This is a genomic window from Pantoea sp. USHLN256 (assembly GCF_037149875.1).
GTDB lineage: Bacteria > Pseudomonadota > Gammaproteobacteria > Enterobacterales > Enterobacteriaceae > Pantoea > Pantoea nemavictus.
Window position 1 is genome coordinate 39432 of the sequence record NZ_JBBCQO010000011.1, and the last position, 20269, is coordinate 59700.

14 protein-coding genes and 2 pseudogenes are annotated in these 20269 nt (G+C 57.5%); 3 read left to right on the forward strand and 13 right to left on the reverse strand.

Annotated elements, in window-relative coordinates:
- Nucleotide 1: 1 nt before the first annotated feature.
- From WFL93_RS20375 to WFL93_RS20385, 3 genes and pseudogenes are all read right to left on the reverse strand, one after another.
- Nucleotides 2-991 carry an ABC transporter substrate-binding protein gene (locus WFL93_RS20375; protein WP_180822473.1) on the reverse strand — a complete coding sequence of 330 codons (990 nt, stop codon included), beginning with the start codon at nucleotides 989-991 and terminating at the stop codon, nucleotides 2-4.
- A 24-nt stretch (nucleotides 992-1015) separates the two neighbouring features.
- Nucleotides 1016-2083: pseudogene (locus tag WFL93_RS20380) on the reverse strand (ABC transporter ATP-binding protein).
- A gap of 179 nt (nucleotides 2084-2262) precedes the next feature.
- Nucleotides 2263-3963, reverse strand: coding sequence for a lysophospholipid acyltransferase family protein (locus tag WFL93_RS20385; RefSeq protein WP_336778956.1), 1701 nt, complete (start codon nucleotides 3961-3963; stop codon nucleotides 2263-2265).
- A gap of 210 nt (nucleotides 3964-4173) precedes the next feature.
- Between WFL93_RS20385 and WFL93_RS20390 the strand changes: the two genes are divergently transcribed.
- Nucleotides 4174-4857 carry a response regulator gene (locus WFL93_RS20390; RefSeq protein ID WP_235440713.1) on the forward strand — a complete coding sequence of 228 codons (684 nt, stop codon included), beginning with the start codon at nucleotides 4174-4176 and terminating at the stop codon, nucleotides 4855-4857.
- A gap of 72 nt (nucleotides 4858-4929) precedes the next feature.
- Here WFL93_RS20390 and WFL93_RS20395 read toward each other — a convergent pair whose 3' ends face one another.
- The 6 genes from WFL93_RS20395 to WFL93_RS20420 form a co-directional block, all read right to left on the reverse strand.
- Complete coding sequence (locus tag WFL93_RS20395; protein ID WP_336778918.1) at nucleotides 4930-5634, reverse strand: proteasome-type protease; 705 nt, start codon at nucleotides 5632-5634, stop codon at nucleotides 4930-4932.
- A gap of 20 nt (nucleotides 5635-5654) precedes the next feature.
- Nucleotides 5655-6455: a transglutaminase family protein gene (locus tag WFL93_RS20400; RefSeq protein ID WP_007891879.1), complete on the reverse strand. Its 801-nt coding sequence runs from the start codon at nucleotides 6453-6455 to the stop codon at nucleotides 5655-5657.
- On the reverse strand, nucleotides 6452-7381 hold the full coding sequence (locus WFL93_RS20405; RefSeq protein WP_007891880.1) for an alpha-E domain-containing protein: 930 nt from the start codon (nucleotides 7379-7381) through the stop codon (nucleotides 6452-6454). The genes WFL93_RS20400 and WFL93_RS20405 overlap by 4 nt, the downstream gene beginning before the upstream one ends.
- Nucleotides 7375-8814, reverse strand: coding sequence for a circularly permuted type 2 ATP-grasp protein (locus tag WFL93_RS20410; RefSeq protein WP_007891881.1), 1440 nt, complete (start codon nucleotides 8812-8814; stop codon nucleotides 7375-7377). Before WFL93_RS20410 ends, WFL93_RS20405 begins: the two co-directional genes overlap by 7 nt.
- A gap of 111 nt (nucleotides 8815-8925) precedes the next feature.
- Entirely contained in the window at nucleotides 8926-9534 is a 609-nt protein-coding gene (locus tag WFL93_RS20415; protein WP_007891882.1) for a cupin domain-containing protein, read from the reverse strand.
- Between the two features lie 664 nt (nucleotides 9535-10198).
- A complete protein-coding gene (locus tag WFL93_RS20420; protein WP_235440712.1) occupies nucleotides 10199-11104 on the reverse strand; it encodes a flagellar motor protein MotB in 906 nt (301 codons plus the stop codon).
- Between WFL93_RS20420 and WFL93_RS20425 the strand changes: the two are divergent.
- Nucleotides 11094-12809: pseudogene (locus WFL93_RS20425) on the forward strand (flagellar biosynthesis protein FlhA); the annotation flags it as partial. The gene WFL93_RS20420 and the pseudogene WFL93_RS20425 overlap by 11 nt on opposite strands.
- A gap of 445 nt (nucleotides 12810-13254) precedes the next feature.
- On the opposite strand, the gene WFL93_RS20430 reads toward WFL93_RS20425, so the two are convergent.
- Nucleotides 13255-13590 (reverse strand): endonuclease domain-containing protein, encoded by a 336-nt coding sequence (locus tag WFL93_RS20430; RefSeq protein WP_336778919.1) that lies wholly within the window; start codon nucleotides 13588-13590, stop codon nucleotides 13255-13257.
- Nucleotides 13591-13763: 173 nt separating this feature from the next.
- Between WFL93_RS20430 and WFL93_RS20435 the strand changes: the two genes are divergently transcribed.
- Nucleotides 13764-14246 (forward strand): YlaC family protein, encoded by a 483-nt coding sequence (locus WFL93_RS20435; protein ID WP_009128093.1) that lies wholly within the window; start codon nucleotides 13764-13766, stop codon nucleotides 14244-14246.
- On the opposite strand, the gene WFL93_RS20440 is transcribed toward WFL93_RS20435, so the two are convergent.
- The 3 genes from WFL93_RS20440 to WFL93_RS20450 form a co-directional block, all read right to left on the reverse strand.
- Nucleotides 14243-15655: an aminotransferase-like domain-containing protein gene (locus tag WFL93_RS20440; protein WP_049850644.1), complete on the reverse strand. Its 1413-nt coding sequence runs from the start codon at nucleotides 15653-15655 to the stop codon at nucleotides 14243-14245. The two genes, WFL93_RS20435 and WFL93_RS20440, sit on opposite strands and share 4 nt — an antisense overlap.
- 98 nt (nucleotides 15656-15753) lie before the next feature.
- Nucleotides 15754-17844: a putative bifunctional diguanylate cyclase/phosphodiesterase gene (locus tag WFL93_RS20445; RefSeq protein ID WP_336778920.1), complete on the reverse strand. Its 2091-nt coding sequence runs from the start codon at nucleotides 17842-17844 to the stop codon at nucleotides 15754-15756.
- Between the two features lie 158 nt (nucleotides 17845-18002).
- Nucleotides 18003-20102 (reverse strand): putative bifunctional diguanylate cyclase/phosphodiesterase, encoded by a 2100-nt coding sequence (locus WFL93_RS20450; protein WP_336778921.1) that lies wholly within the window; start codon nucleotides 20100-20102, stop codon nucleotides 18003-18005.
- Between the last annotated feature and the right edge of the window lie 167 nt (nucleotides 20103-20269).

The following is a 20269-nucleotide window of genomic DNA, read 5'->3' on the forward strand; positions in this document are numbered from 1 at the left end:
ATTAGCCGCCAAACAGCGCGGTAAACTGGTCGCGCACTGCGGCGTCTTCTTTAATCGCTTGCGCTACGTCCGGCGACAGCAGCTTAATTTTGTTGATGGGCGTGAAACCTTCCGGCGCCGCGATGCGATCGTCAACCGGACGGTTGCCCTGCTCAACCACGAGTTTCTGGCCCGGCTCGGACAGCAAAAAGTTCACGAACGCTTTGGCGGCAGGCAGGTTATGCACCGATTTCATGATCGCTACCGGTTCGGTGACGTAGGAGACGCCCTCTTGCGGATAAACCAGATCAACCGGCGAGCCCTTTTTCTTCGCCAGAATCACGTCGGCGTCGGTGATGATGCCGTATTTATCCAGCCCGCTGGCCACCGCCTTCAGCGCCGGACCGTTGCCGCCCTGCGGCGCAACACCCAGCGCCGCCAGCTTTTTATAGAAGCTCCAGCCAATTGACGGCGTGTTGATATCGGTGTGCAGCTTGTAGAGCGCCGCGCCGGAGTACAGCGGGCTTGGCACCGCGATCTGGCCTTTATTGGCTTCGACCGCCAACGCACTCCAGCTGTCAACCGGCTGCGCGAGCTGGGTGTTATACGCAATCACCGTGGCGATAATTTTGGTGCCAAAGAAGGTCTTGTCCTGGTCGTAGAACGACGGATTGATGTGGCTGAGCGGCGCATCGCTGTAGGTGTAGAGCTGGTTCTCATTTTTCAGCGCGCCAAGGTTAATGGCATCGGCAATCAGCAGCACATCCGGTTTGGCCTGGCCGCTCAGCATTTCGGTACGCAGCACGTTCATCAACTGCGTGGTGCCGTTGCGCGTCCACTCCACCTGCACATTGGGATAGGCGGCCTTGAATGCATCCATGGTTTGCTGCGCAATCTCCGGCGCCTGCGAGGTGTAGACCACCAGCTTGCCCGCTGGCGCCGGTTCGGCATGAGTGACGGCAGACACCAGTAAACCGCTGGCTAACATCAAAACGTTGAAGGTAGTACGCATCGCATGTCCCTGAGTAGAAGAAGGTTAAGAAGGAAGAATCCAGCCGTCGCGTAGCGCCACACCGAGGGTCGCGTCGACAGCGGGTAAAGATTGATCGGCCAGCAGCAGCGTGAGGCGGGATTCGGGTGCAGCCAGCGGCGTGACGTTGAGCTGGTGATGGCCGCCGCGATAGATCACCCGCTCTACGCGAGCGGCAAATTGCGGCTCGCCGGGCTGTGCCAGACGAAAATCCACCGCGTGGAAACTGGCCTGCGCCTGCGGCTGCGGACGCTGATGTGACGCACAGCGTAACGCCATGCGCACCCCAAACAGCGTGGCAAAGGCGCGGCCCTCGCCGAGCGGTTCAATATCGCTGATGGGCAGAACTTTGCCGTCATCAATAAAGCGCGCGACCATGGCATTCGCCGGCTCGCGCCACAGCGTTTGCGGCGTGGCGAACTGCATTACGCGTCCGCCATCCATCACCACAATGCGATCGGCCAGCGCCATCGCTTCATGCTGATCGTGGGTGATGTAAAGCAGGGTGGCGTGACTGTGGTGATGGAAGCGGCGGAACTCCTCTTCCATGGTGGCACGCAGATGGACATCGAGGTTCGCCAGCGGCTCATCGAGCAGCACCAGCGTCGGCTGCGCCACCAAACAACGGGCGAGTGCCACGCGCTGACGCTGTCCGCCGGAGAGATCGGCGGGGCGACGTGCCGCGAAGTGTTCTAATCCCACCAGCTCCAGCGCCTGCTGGGTGCGGCGCTCGCGCTCAGCACGTGCTACGCCGTTCACCTTCAGGCTGTAGGAGACATTCTCCGCCACCGTCATATGCGGTCACAGCGCGTAGCTCTGGAACACCACGCCAAGCTGACGATCTTCCGGCGGCAGATGCACGCTCGGTGCGGCAAAGCAGCGATCGCCAACGTGGATTTCGCCGCCATCGGCGGTTTCGAAACCGGCCAGCAGGCGCAGCAGCGTGGTCTTGCCGCAGCCCGACGGGCCCAATACGGCGATAAATTCTCCCTGCGCAATCTGCAGCGAGATGTCTTGCAATACCGGCTGCGCCGCAAAGGATTTGCACAGCCCGCGCAGTGTGATTGACGCCATGTTTGCGGCCTTTCTCTGACAGTCCGGCTAAGACCCTACGACATTCAGATGACAGCGCCGTGACATCATTGTCCGCCCAGGTTGTAGCGGCGCAATTTATTGCGCGTTCTCCAGGAGAGCGGAGTGTACAGAGCGCGATAAATCGCGCCGCAATGAGGAAGTGCGTGCTGCAAGCCGATTCACAGATGCATCCCGATATAGCGCTCATAGCGCGCGGGCTTCACGCGGGTGAGATCCACCAGCACCAGGCCATCGATGCAATTATTGAAATCGGGATCGCTGCCGAAATCGATAAACTGCACGCCGCCCGGTTCGCACACCTCGGAGTACTGTTTGTAGAGCGTAGGAATGGCAGTACCGAGATTGGCCAGCAGATGTTTGAGACGCCGCAAATCTTCGCTGTAGTTATCGCCGGTGAACTGGGCCAGCACTTCTGGCAGCGATGCCGGATAGGGACGGCGTGAGGTGGCCAGCGGCAGCTCGGTGGGGAAGTAGAGGCGATAAAACGCCACCAGCAGATCGCGTGCCGCCAGCGGCATACCGCCGGAAATCGAGACCGGACCAAACAGATAGCGGGTTTCCGGATAGCGGGCGATGTAGGCACCGATGCCCATCCACAGATAATCGAGGCCGCGTTTGCCCCAATAAGCGGGCTGAATAAAACTGCGCCCCAGCTCCAATCCCTGATTAATGATCGGCAACATGCGCGCGTCGTAGTGGAACAGGCTGTCGCTGTAAATCCCCTCCAGCCCACGGCGCGCCAGCTGTTCGGCACCCGGAATAAAGCGATAAGCACCGACGATCTCCAGCGCATCGTCATCCCACAGAATCAGGTGATAGTAATCATCATCGTATTTATCAAGATCGCGACGGCGACCGCTGCCCTCGCCCACCGCGCGGAACGCGACTTCGCGCAAACGTCCCAGTTCACGCAGCAGCGGTACCCAGCTGGCGCCGTTGCGCCGCCACAGATAGATCTGTTTGCCATCAGGCAGCGTGCCCAGACGCTCGCTCTCCATGAGCGCTTTTTTCAGTTCGGCGCGATCTTCGGGACGCGCAATCGCCGCTTCGGTCTGGAACAGGCCGCGACGGCCCTGACCAATCCGGTAGAGATGTTTGCGCAGCCGCTTCGCCAGCTCTTTGCCCGGCGTGTGGCCATCGTGCCAGTTGGCAAACGGGATCTGCTCGCCGATATGCAGTTTGATGCGTGACCCGCGCTGGCGGAACATCTCGCGTACCAGCATTAACAGCGCCAGCGGCGAGGCGATTTTGGCCGCCGCGTAGAACGCCAGGCTGTTACGGCCCACCACGTGCACCGGCACAATCGGCGCACGGGCGCGGGCCGCGAGGCGCAGGAAGCTGTGATGCCAGTGACGATCGCGCACGCCACGGCTGGAGAGGCGCGACACTTCGCCCGCCGGGAAGATAATCAGCACGCCCTGATTATCAAGATGCTGCTGCATGCGCGTGAGCTGCTCGCGGTTGGTGCGGTTGCCCATGTTATCCACCGGCAGCATCATGTTGTTGATCGGCTCCAGCATCATCAACATGCGGTTAGCCACGATTTTCACATCGCGCCGCACCTGTGAAACCGCCGCCAGCAGCGCCAATCCATCCAACGCACCGAGCGGATGATTCGCCACAATCACCACTGGCCCGCGCGTGGGGATCTGCTCTAAATCACGCTCGCTCAGTTCGCAGCGCACATCCAGGTGATCCAGCACTTGCTCCACCATGTCCACGTCTTTGAGGTGGCGATAACGCGCGGCAAATGCCTGGAATTCATGCTCGCGAACCGCCCATTTCAGCGCGCTTTTTTGCCAGTTCGCCGCCTGATGACCTGGCCAGTAACTATCGAGAAGCTGATCAACTGAAAACATCATTCACCTTTTATGCGCAGCGGTTTATCGCCTCGACGTTAAAACGGCTTGTTTTCAGATTTATGACTCGCGTCCTGTTACGGCGGAAAAAAAAGCAACGTGCTTTGTTCTCGCACATAAAATCGATCAATTGATCTTAAATTCCCAAATTCAAGACAGAGCTTAAATCTTATTGTTAAGCCCCGTGAATTAATCTGGTCACACCTCTGGTTGTGTTTTTTTTATGGGTGTTTTTCACCCTTGGGTTTTTTCTTTTTTTTCTGGGCTACACATATGATTCATTCGGTATTTATTGTTGATGACCATCCGTTAATTTGTGCGGGTATCCAGGCACTTTTAGACTCATATCACTATGCAATTGTTGGCATTGCGCAGAAAGGAGATATGCTGATTACCGAGCTGCACCAGCTGCGTCCAGACGTCCTGCTACTCGATCTCACCATGCCCGGCCGCGCCGGCATTCCGCTGATTGCCGATATTAAACGCGCGCTTCCTGAACAGAAAATCATCATATTTACCGCCTCAGAAAGTCTTTTTTATCAACGATGTTGCCTGCAATTAGGCGTTGAGGGTTATGTCTACAAACGGGGGGAATTAGACACGCTCATTACCGCCATAAAAGAAGTCGAGCGCGGTAATCGTTTTTATCCGGTGACCCATGCCGCCGCGGATGCCGGAGAATTGATCGAGAGCGAGAAATTGATGAGCCTGACGCGACGCGAATTGGTGGTGTTAGTTAAACTGGCTTCGGGGATGAGTAATAAAGAGATCGCTTCGCAATTACAGCTGAGCAGTAAAACCGTCAGCACTTATAAAATAAAAATCCTGCGCAAATTAGGATTAAAAGGGATTAGCGGAATTAATATGACCGCCAAACTCAATGCGCTGATTTAATTGCGCGGTAACACGTTTTCTTATCTCATCATCGTTGACTGATACGTAGGGTCGCCATTCATGGCGACCTGGTTACAACTTCAACGGGGGCAACTGCGAAAACACGCTTAGCAAACCTTTACTCCACAGCTGGCGAATCTGCGAATAGTAGGGATGCTGTTCGGTGATGTGATATTGCTCGCTGTCGCTAAAACTGTCGCTGCGATACACCATCACATCCAGCGGCAGGCCAACGGAAATATTACTCGCCAGCGTAGAGTCCATCGAAATCAGCGCGCACTGCATCGCCTGGCTTAAGGGCGTTTCGTAGCGCAACACGCGATCAATAATCGGTTTACCGTATTTGCTCTCACCAATCTGGAAATAGGGCGTATCGACGCTCGCCTCAATGAAGTTGCCCTGCGGGTAGATCTGAAACAGACGTGGCTCCTCGCCGCGAATCTGGCCGCCCAGCAACAGCGTGCCGCCAAACTCCTCGCCATCGCGCTTAATCACATCACGCAGCGTTTCACCCACCATCAGCGCAATGTCATACAGCGATCGCCCATTCAGCAGATTGGGCTGATCGCTATCGCCGTTGTTACGTCGCAGCAGGCTCAGCACGCTCTGCGTGGTCGCCAGATTGCCAGCGCTTTGCAGCACCAGCGTGCGCTCATCATCCACCTGAAACACATGCAATTTACGGAACGAGGAAATATGATCAACGCCCGCGTTGGTACGTGAATCGGAAACAAAAATCATCCCTGACGATAAACGCATTGCCACACAATAAGTCATAGTTAAGCCTGCCAAGAGAATTACTGCTGCCCGTGCACCTGCAGCACCGCAGCCACCGCCAGCATATCTTCACCGCCGCCGCCCAGTCGCATACCGCGCACCGGACACGCATCGAGATAATCCACGCCGACTGCCAGCCGCAAATGCTGGCGCGTGCTACGGGTATTATTGGTGATATCAAAGCTGTGCCAACTGCCATCCAGCCAGGCTTCAACCCAGGCATGAGTGGCGACGTGCTCCACGTTTTCAGTATAGAGATAGCCGCTGACATAGCGCGCCGGAATCCCCAGGCTGCGACAGCAGGCGAGAAACACGTGACTGTGATCCTGGCAAACGCCGCTGCCGGCAGCAAATACTTTCGCCGCGTTATCACTCACCTGGGTGCTGCCGGGACGATACGGCATCTTCAGCAGCAGTTCATCCATCAATTTTTCCAGGCTGGCCAGCGGCTTTTCCGGCCGCCAGTAGCGCTGAGCAAACTCGCGGATTTCGCCATCGGGCTGGGTCAGCGGCGTGGCGCGCAGAAACACCAGCGGCGACAAGGCGCATTCCGGATCGGGTGCCCATTCGCCGGCATCAAGAATCTCCACCACGCCACGCGCCGCGATATCGAGCTGCTGATGCGGCGTATCCAGCGTCAGCACATGCATCACATTGCCATAGGCATCTTGCGTGCAGGTGGCTGCGCACGGCAGCTCCAGATCCCACGAGATAATCCGTTGATGCACCGAGTTTTGCGGCGTCAGGCGCAGATACTGGGTACTGAGTGTCACCTGCTGCTCATAGGCGTAGCGGGTTTTATGCTCGATGTTCAGTCTCATTTCGCCTCCAGATAGGTGTGATTGATGCTGTCTGCCAGCGCGTTGAGGCGCGTCAGGAAAGCCGTGAGCCAGTGCGTTAACCCTTCCTGCGTCAGGCTTTCCCAGGTGCTGAAACGCATCTCCGCCAGCAGCACGGTGATCAAATAGCGCGGTCGATCTTCCCCGCTGCTGCCGAGCTGCTCCAGCTGCGTAGCGATCTCATCAATGCAGGAGTGCAGCGATCGCGGGCTTTCGCTGCGCAGGATCAGCATCTCATTCACCAGATCCGGCAACAGCTGCTGCTTGAATATGGCGTTATAGGCTTCGCGGGCGGATACCGCGCGCAGCAGGGTGTCGAGGCGATAATATTCACGTACCGAATCCGACTGCTGCTCCATCAGTTGCTGATTGACACTCAACAGACGCGCGGTGCCGTCGCTGCGCTCCATTAATGTGCCGATGCGGATAAAGCTCATGGCATCGCCGCGTAGCAAGGTGCCGAACATCGCGCCGCGAAACAGGTGCGAGCGCTCTTTAACCCAATCAAAAAAGCTATCGGCATTGGCGCTGGTGATGCCGCGCCGCCGCGTGTTGCGCATCTCGATCCAGGTCGAGTTGATGCTCTCCCACACTTCCGATGACAAACTGCCGCGCACCGCATGCGCGTTGTTCCACGCCTCCTGCCAGCAACTGAAAATGCTGCACGGATTGCGATCGTCAAGCGCGAAGAAGTTGAACAGCTGCGACATAGTGAAGCGACCGTTGAGGGTTTCGAACAGTTCACGCGTGCCGGTGAGGTTGAGCGGCAGCAGCAGATCATCACCCTGATTACCGCGTACCGGCATTAACGACAAACGGTTGGTGACATCCAACACGCGAGCGAGTTGTTCTGCGCGCTCCAGATAGCGCGCCATCCAATAAAGGCCACTGGCCGTGCGGCTTAGCATGATGCGTCATCCTCCAGAACCCACGTGTCCTTGGTGCCGCCGCCCTGCGACGAGTTCACCACCAGCGAACCTTCGTTGAGCGCCACGCGGGTTAAGCCGCCAGGCACCAGCCGGATATCCGCGCCACACAGGGCAAACGGCCGCAGATCGATATGACGCGGCGCGAGGCCGTTATCAATAAAGGTTGGGCAGGTCGAGAGCGACAGCGTGTCCTGGGCGATGTAGTTTTCCGGCCGCGCTTTGAGGCGATCGCGGAAATCACTCAGCTCCTGCTGGCTCGCCACCGGGCCAATCAACATGCCGTAGCCGCCCGCACCGTGCACCTCTTTCACCACCATTTTCGCCAGGTTGGCCAGCACATAAGTCAGATCCTGCGGTTTGCGGCACTGCCAGGTAGGAACGTTATTCAGGATCGGCTCTTCGTCGAGGTAGTAGCGGATCATCTCCGGCACATAGGGATAGATCGACTTATCATCAGCGACGCCGGTGCCGATGGCATTCGCCAGCACCACGTTGCCGGATCGATACACTGACAGCAGGCCCGGCACGCCGAGCATCGAATCCGGACGGAACGCCAGCGGATCGAGGAAAGCGTCATCGACGCGGCGATAAATCACATCAATTTTGCACGGGCCCGCGGTGGTACGCATCATCACCGCGCCATCCTTAACAAACAGATCGGCGCTCTCCACCAACTCGACGCCCATCTGCTGCGCGAGGAAACTGTGTTCGAAGTAGGCGCTGTTAAAGCGGCCCGGCGTGAGCACCACCACCACCGGATCGTTGACCGGCGAGCTTTCACGCAGCGTTTGCAGCAGATGAGAAGGATAGCGTTCCACCGGCGCGATGTGGCGCTCGGCGAACAGCTCCGGATAGAGGCGCATCATCATCTTACGATTCTCCAGCATGTAGGAGACGCCAGATGGCGTGCGCAGATTGTCCTCCAGCACATAATATTCGCCGTCGTTATTGCGCACCATATCCACGCCGACAATGTGCGCGTAGATATTGCGATGCAGATCGACGCCGTGCATGCAGGGCTGATATTGATCGTTCACCAGCACCTGCTCGGCGGGTACGATGCCCGCTTTGAGGATGAATTGCTGATGGTAGATGTCATGCAGAAAGGCGTTGAGCGCCTGCACGCGCTGACGAATGCCGCGATCGAGCATCGCCCACTCGCTAGCAGGAATAATGCGCGGCACGCTATCGAAAGGAATTAAACGCTCTGCCCCGCCGTCGTCACCGTACACGTTGAAGGTGATGCCGACGCGATGAAACAGCAGTTCCGCCTCTTCGCGCTTGCGCGCCACGGCATCTTTGTCCGCCTGTTGTAACCATTCCCAGTAATGCTGGTAGTGAGCGCGGTGTTGGCCATCGCTCAGCAACATCTCATCATAGAAGTGCGGTGCTATCTGGTAGCTTTCTTTCATGATTTACCCGGCGCTTGTCAGAGGACATCACTCTCTCCTGCACAAACTGTGCCAGAGGCTTGCCCCGGCATGGCACACGCGCCGCGCGGCTGGAAATGGCGAAATTGCACTTTACTGGTGCATCAGCTGCTGCGCGATCGGCAGCCAAATCTCCGTCATCGCGCCTTCGCCACCGGTAAACGGATCGCGCTGCGGCAGTGGAACCTGCTGGATCTTCTCCTTCGACGCACGCAATCGCGACGGCTCATCGCGCACGGTTTCCGGAGACATTCCTTCAGGATAGGCGCCAACGGTGAAAAAATCCTCCGAGGCAAACACCTGCTTGTGGCCGACGCCAGCGGGAATCAGCACCGCATCGCCTTCGCGCAGCGTCACCATGCGACCGCTATCGCCGCCAAACAGCACCTCCGCCCAACCGGCCGCTACGCCTAACACTTCATGGGTGTTGGGATGATAATGGGTGTACGGGAAGATCGGCGAACGCCAGGCGGCGGGCCAGCCGTTGCGGGTAAAGGTTTTTTCAAACCAGGCGGCGCTATCTTCCGCTTCATCTTCATCCGGCACGATGCCGGGCCAGATGATCAGCGGCAGCGGGCTATTGGGCACGCCACCGGAGGGCAGCGACAGCATCAAATGTTGCGGATTGCTGGACGATCCCGCGGAAAAGGTACCGGCGGCGAAAGACATCAGTAACAGCAGGCTGGAGTGGTTGGCAGTCATACTCTTTCTCCGGTTAAACACGATGCTTAATTGTGGCTTACCCAACCCACAATGCAATGTGCGCCCGCCGACAAAATTCACATAAAAGAATGATTTAGCTAACTAAAGCCAAATTACTGCGCAACATATTTAACATGATGTGCCGGCGTTAATTCGGTCGCCATCAATGGCGTAATGCCGATCAGTTAAGCGCTGAGCGACTTTCGTTCGCCATCGGCTGAGGCAGTTTCATCTACGCCGTGCGGCGACCGAGAAGAGGGCGTCTGGGCCACGCCCTCTTCACTCCCCGGCCCTGCGCCAGCCCATCCCGCCGCTACGCGGTGCCTTCGCTCCCTCACGATTCCTGACGGACCGGCGGCGATTCGCTCCTGCTCAGCGCCGCCTCTCGCCGCATCCCTGCGGCTCGCCCTGGAATCCCTCACTCGCTCAGCGGGCTGGGATGTCGCCTCAACACCCGCGCTGCATCATCAATGCTTATCCCTGAATCATCATTGCTGTAACGCCTGTCGGGTCGCCATCAATGGCGCCCCGACGCTGGGATCGAGTGGTTTTGTCGGGGTGACATTTATGCGCACCTGGCCGCAGGCGCATGGATTTCAGGCAAAAAAAAACCGGTGGATTTCGCCACCGGTCGAATCAAAGATGATTCAAAGGCACTGACAGGTTATCGCAGGCGTTCAGCGATGGGTTTTACGACGTTCTCCCCTTCGCGGCCATAAAATTGGAACAGGGTTTCGGCTGCTGCATCGGTTAATACCAGGATCTCGATGCGGCGGTTGCGTGCACTCATTGGATCCTCTCTGTCACGCGGCATGCGTGATGCCATGGCGTTGACTTGCAATACGCGCGCACTCTCCAGCCCGCCACGCTCCAGCGCACGGCGCGCCGCCAGCGCACGATCGCCAGACAGGTTCCAGTTGTTGTAAGCCGCGTTACCGCTGTATTGCGCGGCATCGGTATGACCGCTGATCATGATTTTGTTGTCGATACGGTTAAATACCGGACCGAGTTCCGTCAGCAGTTTCTGGAAGAACGGCGTTAACACCGCGCTCCCGCGCGGGAACATCATGCGATCCTGATCGTCCTGAATCAGGATGCGCAGGCCCTGTGGCAGGGTTTCCAGCATCAGATAATTTTGCGCGTGATAGCTATTGATCAACTGCTGGATCTGGCTCTGTAACAGCGTCAGTTCGGCATCAGAACGCGATAATACGCTGTCCAAATCTTCCTGCGGCTTGCTGCCGCTCTCCAGCGTGTTGTCCGCCGGTGAAGCGCTAACGGTTGCACTCTGCGTCGGCGGTGAAACCGCGAGGGTTTCGCCAATGATCGACGATCCCGCTGAGCCCATGGACTTCTCGACGTCAAACGGATTGAAGCCGGAGCCCTCAAACACCGACGTGCCGTTCAGCTGCGCCACAATCTCTTTGCGCTCGTCTTCGGTCACAGCGCCCATAATCCACAGCACCATAAACAGCGCCATCATCGCCAGGGTAAAGTCGGCAAACGCCACTTTCCACGCACCGCCATGATGAGCGTGGTGCGCCTTCTTGCCGCCGCGTTTGATGATCAACTTTGTGGTGGTGACCAAAGGGGCCGAGCGTATCTCTGAGGTGTCGGCCCGCTTTACCCTTGATGCATTACCCGGCAAACAGATGGCGATCGATGCCGATCTCAATGCTGGCCTGATCAATCAGGAGCAGGCCGGTAGCCGCCGCAAAGACGTGGCGAATGAAGCCGATTTCTACGGTGCGATGGACGGTGCCTCAAAGTTCGTGCGCGGGGATGCGATCGCCGGGATCATGATCCTGCTGATCAGCGTGATTGGCGGTATTTTGATTGGCGTGTTCAAGCACGGATTACCGGCGGGACAAGCATTTGAGCAGTATGTGCTGCTGACCATTGGTGACGGCTTAGTAGCACAGATTCCCTCGCTGCTGCTGTCAACGGCGGCGGCGATTATCGTGACGCGCATCAGCGATGGCGCGGACATGGGCGATGACATTAAATCGCAGCTGCTGGCGAAACCCAACACGCTTTACACCGCCGCCGCCGTGATGTTTGTGCTGGCGATCGTGCCCGGCATGCCGCATTTGGTGTTCCTGATCTTTACCGCTCTGCTGCTGTTCGCTGCCTGGCGTCAAGGCCGTAATGTGCAAAAGCCGACGCAGGATCATGCCGATATGGACGCCATCCATCAGGCGCTGGCGCAGCCGGAAGAGCAGCCGGCGATTGGCTGGGACAATATCCCGATGGTTGAGCCAATCGGCCTCAATCTCGGCTACAAGCTGGTGACGCTGGTGGATAAAGGCAAAGGTGCGCCGCTGACATTGCGTATGCGCGGCGTGCGTCAGGTGGTGTCTGAAACCAGCGGCGTGCTGCTGCCGGAAATCGCCCTGCGCGAGGATTTCCATCTCAAACCGGCGCAGTACGCGATTAAGATCAATGGTGTGCGCACCGCAGTTGGCGAAGTGCACGCCGATCGTCTGATGGCGATCCCCACGCCGGAGCAGTACGGCGAGATCGACGGCGTGCTGGACACCGATCCCGCCTACGGCATGGCGGTGACCTGGATCCTGCCGGAGCAGAAAGCCAAGGCGCTGAATCTGGGTTATCAGGTGGTGGATTGCGCCAGCGTCGTGGCTACGCATGTGAATAAAGTGGTGCGCGAGCATCTGCCGGAGCTGTTTAATTATGATGACATCACGCAGCTGCATCAGCGGCTAAGCAACGTGGCACCCAAGCTATCGGAAGATGTGAATGCCGCGGTGAATTTCAGTTTGCAGCTCAAGGTTTATCGTCTGCTGCTGAACGATCAGGTGTCGTTGAAGGATATCACCACCATTGCGACTACGCTGCTGGAGAGCTCAGCGATCACCAAAGATCCGATTCTGCTGACCTCCGATGTGCGCTATGCGCTGCGGCGCGCGATGGTGGCGGCGATTGCGCCGGACAACAAGCCGTTGTCGGCTTATACGCTGGAGAACAGTCTGGAGAATCTGCTGCTCTCCGCGCTGAACCAGGCGCAGCAGGCCGGCAAAGTGGCGCTCGATAGCTTCCCGGTCGATCCGAATATCCTGACGCAGCTGCAGAGCACGCTGCCGGTGATGATGGAGCAGCTTAAAGCGCAGAATCTGACCCAGGTGCTGTTGGTAACGCCGCAGCTGCGTCCACTGATTGCGCGCTATGCCCGACTGTTTGCCAACGGGCTGAACGTGCTGTCGTATAACGAAGTACCGGATGACGCTAATTTGCAAATTGTGGGGCAGGTTTCTTGATTCGGTCCTCTGCGGCCTGACATTTCAGCCTGTGCTGGCTGTCCCCCTCCTCGGTCCTCCCCCACAAGTGGGGGAGGAAGATGCTGCTATATGTTAGTTCTTAAGCTGCATGTTGCAGCGTCTCCTTCCCCCAGTTGTGGGGGAGGAAGATGCTGCTATGTGTTAGTTCTTAAGCTGCATGTGGCAGCGTCTCCTTCCCCCACTTTCGTGGGAGGAAGATGCTGCTATATGTTAGTTCTTAAGCTGCATGTGGCAGCGTCTCCTTCCCCCAGTTGTGGGGGAGGAAGATGCTGCTATGTGTTAGCTCTGAAGCTGCATGTGGCAGCGTCTCCTTCCCCCACTTTCGTGGGAGGAAGATGCTGCTATGTGTTAGTTCTGAAGCTGCATGTGGCAGCGTCTCCTTCCCCCACTTGTGGGGGAAGGCCGGGATGGGGGACCGCCAGCACTATCCCTTTAAAGCCAGCATAATCACAGCGTGAACAGCCGCTGGCTCAAGCAGCACCTCATTATTCCAAAATCTCAATACTCGCCAGCCATGTCTATTTAATTCATGGGTGCGTCTATTGTCATATCTGACATTTTCAGCGTGCTGAGAGCCATCAAGTTCAATCGCAAGCCGCTTTTCAATACAAGCAAAATCTAATATGTAGGTACCAACGGCATATTGGCGGCGAAATCGCATTCCGCCACATTGTCGGGCACGCAGTAAAGACCATAACTTCCACTCTGCTGAGGTCATATTATTTCTCAGCTCGCGGCAGCGCTGCACATGATGTCGCATCGTGTTTCATCCTGAAAAGCGCATCCTGTTCTCTAAAATTCCCTGGCTCAATGCTTTCACGACATACTTGAGTAGCAGATTCCAACTGTTATAAAAAAACACAGCAAATCTGTCTCTAATTCGCTTCACTGTTATGTGCTTTACTGGCAGGCAGTGATAATTAGAGGTGAACAATGGACGCGATTAAACAAATTCTGCTCGACGAAATCGCCACGCTGAACCGTGAGGGGCAGCGCGATAACTTGCCGCGCTTTAGCTTTTCCTTCCTCAAAACCCATCCGGGACTCTGGGCCATAATGTACCTGTGCTACGCGCTGTGCGTGGCGCTGATCTTCTCCACCGACATGCTCGGCTGGCCGGCCTTCTGGTTTGCCACGGTGTTTGTGGTGGTGATGAGCGTGCTGATGCTGATGGATATCAATCCCAAATATCGCTTCGAAGATATCGATACGCTGGATTTACGCGTTTGCTATAACGGCGAGTGGTATTACGTGCAGCCGGTTTCGCAGCAGGCGCTGGATAAGATTCTGGATAACCCACAAACGCCCGATCGCGTGCGCAGCGGCATCGATCGCCTGATGAAGCAGAAAGGTGAAGTGGATTTCTACGATGTCTACTACCTCACCTGGGGCCACCAGCAAGCGGCTCAGGTTTAGCGGTTTAGCCCGGCAATCAGTTTGCCCAACGTTTCGACGGCCGCTTCGGCACGGCTATCCCACGGCCAGGCGGTGTTAAAGCGGAAACAGTGACTGAAGCCCTCGCTGCTGGAAAACAGCTGGCCGGGGGCAATGCTGATCCCTTGCTGCAACGCCAAATGATAAAGCTCAGTGGTATTGATCTGCGCAGGCAGCGCAATCCACAGGAAATAACCGCCCGGCGTGTCGCTGATGCTGGCATCAGCAGGCAGCACCCGCCGCAGCGCCTGCTGCGCCAGCTGTTTGCGTTTCGCTAGCGTCTGGCGCAGCTTTTTCAGATGCGCATCATAGCTGCGCGTGCTGAGAAAATCGGCTAAGGCCAACTGCATCGGCGCGCTGGTCGACAGCGTGCTCATCAGCTGGATACGCTGTACGCGCTGCGCATGACGCCCGGCCGCCACCCAACCTACGCGAAATCCCGCCACCAGATTCTTAGAGAAACTGCCGCAGTGCAGCACGTTGCCGTCACGATCAAAGGCTTTGGCCGGCAGCGGCTTGTCGTGGCCCTCATACAGATCGCCGTACACATCATCCTCAATCATCGCTACGTTGTAGCGCGCCAGCAACGCCACCAGCTGCTGTTTGCGCTCGGCGCTGAGCGTAAAGCCGAGCGGATTTTGCCGATTGGTCATCAGCCAGCAGGCTTTTACCGGCCAGCGCTGCAGCGCCTGCTCCAGCTCATCGAGATCCATGCCGTGTTCCACATCGCTGGCAATGGCGATGGCGTTCAGCTTGAGGCGTTCAATCGCCTGCAGGGCGCCATAAAACGAGGGATTCTCGAGGATCACCCAATCGCCGGGTTCGGTGACGGCTTGCAGGCTCAGGTTGAGCGCTTCCATCGCGCCGTTGGTAATCACAATGTCATCCGGCGACAGCGTAATACCCTGCTGCGCGTAGCGCTGCGCCAGAATTTTGCGCAGTTCTTCATTGCCCGGCGGCAGGTTGTTGAGCGCATCGGTGGGTTTAAGGTTGTGCGAGACTTTCACCAGTGAGCGCATCAGCTGGCGCTGCGGGAACAGCTCGGGATCTGGGAAAGCTGAGCCAAATGGCATAATGGCGGGATTGCGCGTGGCTTGCAGCACGTCAAACACAAAGCTGTTGGTGTCGGCCTGATCGGTTTTGGCAATTTCCTGGGTGGGCAGCCGGGGACGACTTTCGGCAGCGCGCGGCGCCACGTAGTAGCCGGATTGCGGTTTCGATACGATCCAGCCCTGACTCTCCAGCACCTCGTAGGCGTGCATGACCGTCATCAGGCTGAGCCCGCTCTGCTCCGCCTGCTGGCGTAGCGACGGCAGTTTTTCGCCTGGCGGCCAGATGCGTGCCTCAATTTGCGTGCGAAGCTGCTCGACCAACTGCTGATATTTCGCCACCCGAACTCCGATGTAGAGGATTTGGCGGCTAGTTTCCCTCACCCTAACCCTCTCCCGCAAGCGGGAGAGGGAATGAATAGAAGGGGAAAACTTACGGGCTAAGGCATGCGCTCCAGCTCTAGTACTTCCTCGTAAAAATTCGGCAGCTCGTTGATGCGATCCGGCGGCACCGGTTTACCCAGCAAATAGCCCTGCAACGTATCGCAGCCCAGGCCCGTCAGAAACGCCTGCTGATCCTGCGTCTCTACCCCTTCAGCGACCACTTTAAGATGCAGCGACTGCGCCAGCGCGACTATCGCTGACACAATGGTGGCGTCTTCCGAATGCACCTGCAGTTCATTAACAAACGCGCGATCGATCTTCAGCTCGCTGGCCGGTAAACGCTTGAGATACAGCAAGCTCGAGTAGCCGGTGCCGAAGTCATCTATCGATGCCTTGACGCCCATATTGGTCAGCTCGGTGAGAATACGCACGCTCTCCTCTGGATCGCGCATCGCGGTGGTTTCCGTCACTTCCAGCGTCAGCAGCTCAGCCGGGATTTGGTGCTGCGCCAGCGCATCGGTCACCGTTTCAACCAGGTTGCTCTGCTCAAACTGCAGTGCCGACAGGTTGACCGCTACCGACCAGTGCGGATGCCCCTGTAAATGCCAGGAACGCAGCTGGCGACAGGCTTCGTTAATCACCCAATTGCCGATACTCACAATCATGCCGGTCTTTTCCGCCATCGGCAGGAAAGTATCTGGCGCCAGTAGACCGCGTGTCGGATGCTGCCAGCGCAGCAGCGCTTCAAAACCGAGGATCGGCCCGCGCGGTGCGCAGTATTTTGGCTGATAGAACAGCCGTAGTTCATGGTTATCCAGCGCTTGCCACAGATCGTTATTCAGCTGCAGCTGGGACTGCGCCAGCATATTCATCGACGGCTGGAAGAAGGTGTAACCGTTGCGACCGTTGTTTTTGGTGTGATACATGGCGGCATCGGCGTTAAACATCAGTTCGCGCTCGTCTTTGCCATCGCCCGGATAAACCGCAATGCCAATACTCAGCGACACCACAAGCTCGTAGCGCGAGATATCAAAAGGACGATCTACCGCTTTCACCAGCGAATCTGCCACCGCCGCCGCATCGTTGGGATCGTCAATTTCCAGCAGCAGGACAAATTCGTCGCCGCCCATGCGCGCCAGCGTGTAGTGCCCTTTCATCTGGTCGGTCATGCGTTCGGTGACGCCGATCAACAGATTGTCGCCGACGTGATGGCCAAAGGCGTCGTTGACGGCCTTGAAGCCATCGAGATCCATAAACATCAGCGCAAACTGTGATTTCTCACGGTTGGCTTTATTGATGGCTTGCTCCAGGCGATCTTCAAGCAGAATACGGTTGGGCAAGCGCGTCAGATTATCGTGCAGCGCCAGCTGTGCCAGCTCGCGGTTGGCTTCGGCTAGCGAGTGGGCAAGGATTGAGGTGCGAGCCTGCAGGCGGGCATCCAGCATCGATACCAGCAAGGTAATGCCGAGGATCGCCAGCGTCACCACCGTCACCACCACCGCCAGCCAGTTGCTGTTCACGCCCATGTGCGTCGCGTGGCTCTGCATCGGGAAGTTGGCCGCGACCATGCCGGTGTAGTGCATGCCGGCTATCGCACAGCCCATCACCACCGATGCGCCCAGCCGCAGGACGGTAACGCGTCCGTGTCCTTCACGCAGGTTGAACGCCAGCCATAATGCGGCACCTGAAGCCACCAGCGCGATGGCCACCGAGGCCGCCACCCAGCCCCAGTTCCAGGTGATACCTGGCGAAAACATCAGCGCCGCCATGCCGGTGTAGTGCATGGCCACCACGCCGGTGCCCAGCACCAGCGCGCCGCCGCACAGCCGTCGCCATGGCAGCGTCGGGGTTGAGCACACCAGCCACAGCGCAAACACCGAAGCTAGCACCGCCACCACCATCGAGGCGACGGTGAGCGTGGGGTCGTAGCTCATGACCATATCGAGGCTCATCGACAGCATGCCGATAAAGTGCATCGCCCAGACGCCGATGCCCATAGCGAATCCACCGCCGAATAACCAAACCAGCGCCACCTTGCCAGTTGAGGAAGCCACGCGTCCCGCCATATCCAGCGCGGTAAACGAAGCCAGCATTGCCACCAGGATGGAGACGATGACGGTAAACGAATCGTACGAAGTCACTAACATAGTGATTTCCCAAGTTAAAGCCGGGTTAAGTCAGCTGTGGTGTTGTGAAAAGTGAGGAATCTATTGGTTTTATTGTAGGAATTATCGGCAGAATACCTGCCGATCTGAGTCTATGAACGATGAAACCTTCCGATGCGGAAGAAAAGAAAAATGGTTTATCACGCCCTGGCCAGCGGTACGACGCTATTCGGCAACACCAGCGGCAGATTAAGCGCAGCGGTAAATTCGCCGATGCGCTCTGCCGGTGTTGGCTTACCGAGCAGATAGCCCTGCAAGGTATCGAAGCCTAATCCCGTCAGCAAGCGCTGCTGCTCCTCGGTCTCAACGCCCTCGGCTACCATGCGCAGGTTGAGCGTTTGCGCCAGCGATAACATCGCGCTGACCACGGCGGCATCTTCGCTGCCGGCGCGCAGGCTATTGATAAAGGCCCGGTCGATTTTCAGCTCGCTGGCTTCCAGATGTTTCAGATGCAGCAGATTGGCGTAGCCGATGCCAAAGTTATCGATCGCCACTTTTACCCCCAGCCGATGCAATTCGGCAATGCGCTGCTGGCTAAATTGCGGATCGCGCATGGCGATGCTCTCGGTGATCTCCAGCATCAACGTCCCGGCGGGTATCTGATGGTGCAGCAGTGCCTGGCGCACGCTATCGATCAGGTCGCGCTGTTGGAATTGCAGGGCCGAAAGATTAACCGACACCGTCCAGTCAGCGTTGCCGGCATCGTGCCACTGTTTTAGCTGGCGGCAGGCTTCGTTAATAACCCAGTTACCCAGCGCGACAATCTGCCCGGTTTTCTCTGCTCGCGCCAGGAATGTGTCCGGCATCAGCAGGCCGCGACGCGGATGCTGCCAGCGCAACAGCGCTTCAAAGCCGATCAATACCGTGCCGCCCGCGCGGAATTTAGGCTGATAGAACAGGCGCATTTCTTGATATTCCAGCGCGTTCCACAGATCGTTGGCCAGCGCCAGCTGATGCTGAGCTACCGCGCTCATCGCCGGTTCAAACACGCACCAGCCGTTACGCCCGCTGTGTTTGGTGTGATACATGGCGGAATCGGCGTTGAACATCATCTCCTGCTGGCTGCGACCGTGCAGCGGGAAGATGACAATGCCGATACTGAGCGACACGCGCAGCGAATAACGATCGAGATCGAAAGGCGCATCAATCACCTGCACCAGCCGCTGCGCCAGTTGTGTCGCCTGATGGAGATAGCATTGCGGACACAGCAGCACAAATTCGTCGCCGCCCAACCGCGCCAGTAAAATCTCTTCGCTCAACTCCACACGCAGGCGCTCGGCCACCGCAATCAGCAAGCGGTCGCCAACGTGATGGCCCCAGGTATCGTTAACCGCCTTGAAGCCGTCGAGATCCATAAACATCAGCGCGAAGTTCTCATCCTGCAGCGTCGCCTGTTTGATCTGCGCAGTGAGTTCTTGTTCCAGCATCACGCGGTTCGGCAGCGCGGTCAGATTATCGTGCAGCGCCAGCTGGCGCAGTTCACTGTTGGCGCGCTTGAGTTTGGCCGCGAGACGCGCCGCGCGCAGCTGCGCATCCAGCATCGAAATCAGTAACATCAGCCCCAGAATGGTCAGCGTAATTATAGTGACCCACACCGCCAGCCCCTCTTCACTGGCGCCATGATGCTGCATCATAACCGGCATGCTGAATTCTGCCGCCGCCATGCCGGTGTAGTGCATGCCCGCAACGGCAATGCCCATCACCAGCGCCGCGCAGGCGCGTAATAGCAGCAGGCTTTTGCCCTGACGCAAATGGAACGCCAGCCACAATGCCGCGCCAGACGCGGCATAGGCAATCACCACCGACAGCAGCACCAGCGGCATATTCCAGTAAATGGGAGTTTCAATCATTAGCGCGTTCATGCCGAGGTAGTGCATGACAATCACGCCGCTGCCGAGGATGAGGGTGCCGCGCAGTAAACGCCGGCGCGTGAGATGGCTGCCCTGCACGCCCTGTGCAAAGGCAAACATGGCGGCAACAATCGCCACCAGTAGGGAGATGGCGGTGAGCTGCATGTCATAGCGCATGGTCATCGGCATTTTCATCGCCAGCATGCCAATGAAGTGCATCGCCCAGATGCCGATGCCCATGGCGGTACCGCCGCCGACTAACCACAATTTTGCCAGCGTGCCGCGTGATACGGCTACGCGTCCGGCACTGTCCAGAGCGGTAAAAGCGGCGATGAAGGCCACAATCAGTGAAACGGTAACCAGAACGCTATCCCAGGTAACCAGCAGCATGTGCGCTCCTAAACTCAACCCGCTGCGCAGCAGGTTCGGTGTCGTCAAATATCAATAAGGATGATAAAACGCCGATCAAGCGTGCTTAATGACCGCCTGTGGCGAAGTTCAACAAAAAGCCGTTCCAGACAAATCTGGAATGGTGGGGCTGGTTTTTTTTTATATTC

Bases quoted from the DNA above. Each gene is read 5' to 3' on its own strand.
- WFL93_RS20375 (WP_180822473.1), bottom strand. From the start codon at position 991: ATGCGTACTACCTTCAACGTTTTGATGTTAGCCAGCGGTTTACTGGTG.
- WFL93_RS20385 (WP_336778956.1), bottom strand. From the start codon at position 3,963: ATGTTTTCAGTTGATCAGCTTCTCGATAGTTACTGGCCAGGTCATCAG.
- WFL93_RS20395 (WP_336778918.1), bottom strand. From the start codon at position 5,634: ATGACTTATTGTGTGGCAATGCGTTTATCGTCAGGGATGATTTTTGTT.
- WFL93_RS20400 (WP_007891879.1), bottom strand. From the start codon at position 6,455: ATGAGACTGAACATCGAGCATAAAACCCGCTACGCCTATGAGCAGCAG.
- WFL93_RS20405 (WP_007891880.1), bottom strand. From the start codon at position 7,381: ATGCTAAGCCGCACGGCCAGTGGCCTTTATTGGATGGCGCGCTATCTG.
- WFL93_RS20410 (WP_007891881.1), bottom strand. From the start codon at position 8,814: ATGAAAGAAAGCTACCAGATAGCACCGCACTTCTATGATGAGATGTTG.
- WFL93_RS20415 (WP_007891882.1), bottom strand. From the start codon at position 9,534: ATGACTGCCAACCACTCCAGCCTGCTGTTACTGATGTCTTTCGCCGCC.
- WFL93_RS20430 (WP_336778919.1), bottom strand. From the start codon at position 13,590: ATGCGACATCATGTGCAGCGCTGCCGCGAGCTGAGAAATAATATGACC.
- WFL93_RS20435 (WP_009128093.1), top strand. From the start codon at position 13,764: ATGGACGCGATTAAACAAATTCTGCTCGACGAAATCGCCACGCTGAAC.
- WFL93_RS20445 (WP_336778920.1), bottom strand. From the start codon at position 17,844: ATGTTAGTGACTTCGTACGATTCGTTTACCGTCATCGTCTCCATCCTG.
- WFL93_RS20450 (WP_336778921.1), bottom strand. From the start codon at position 20,102: ATGCTGCTGGTTACCTGGGATAGCGTTCTGGTTACCGTTTCACTGATT.